The organism is Lysobacter cavernae, from assembly GCF_042648505.1.
GTDB classification, from domain to species: Bacteria; Pseudomonadota; Gammaproteobacteria; order Xanthomonadales; family Xanthomonadaceae; genus Lysobacter_L; species Lysobacter_L cavernae.
This window is the reverse complement of the sequence record NZ_JBHRXK010000035.1, coordinates 1-609: the sequence shown is the minus strand read 5'-3', so window position 1 is coordinate 609 and position 609 is coordinate 1. Positions and strand designations below refer to the sequence as shown.

The following is a 609-nucleotide window of genomic DNA, read 5'->3' as shown; positions in this document are numbered from 1 at the left end:
GTCGGGGCTGTCAGTTTGCCGACTCCATCAGCACCGCCGTATAACAAGTCATTCAAGCCGAAACCGCTTCGCGGTTCGGCTTAATTCCGGCGTTAGGCACTTAGCGCAAACGGACCCATTGTGAAAATCACCGAGATCCCCTTTGGTACAACCGACTGGTCGAAGATCGAGCGGACCGAGCACAAAGGCGAAAGTGGGCTGGCCTACTGGCGAACTCAGAACTTTGGGAGTATTCGTGTTCGGATGGTTGAGTACACGCCGGGCTATCTAGCCGACCATTGGTGTGTCAAAGGCCATGTGCTTTTATGCATTGAGGGTGAGCTCCGAACCGAGCTTGAAGATGGTCGCAATTTCATCCTCAAACCTGGCATGACATATCAAGTCGGCGACAATGCGGAACCACACCGATCCTCAACAGAGGTTGGGGCAAAGCTGTTCATCGTTGACTGATGGACGTGCCTAACAATTCATTCAAGCCGAACCCGCTTCGCGGGTCGGCTTAATTCAGGCGTTAGCAGGCTGCTGAAATACCGCCCGTCTTGAACACGATCCGCCCCGGCTGCGATGGCACGAGCGGACTTTCATTCAGATCGGCGCACCGTTGATCCG

The 609-nt window shown here is 54.7% G+C and carries 1 protein-coding gene; it reads left to right on the top strand.

Annotated elements, in window-relative coordinates; translation table 11 throughout:
• Positions 1–120: 120 nt before the first annotated feature.
• The gene (locus tag ACFOLC_RS16145) at positions 121–450 is read left to right on the top strand and encodes a DHCW motif cupin fold protein (RefSeq protein WP_386760291.1); all 330 of its coding nucleotides are present in this window, start codon (positions 121–123) and stop codon (positions 448–450) included.
• Positions 451–609: the final 159 nt, after the last annotated feature.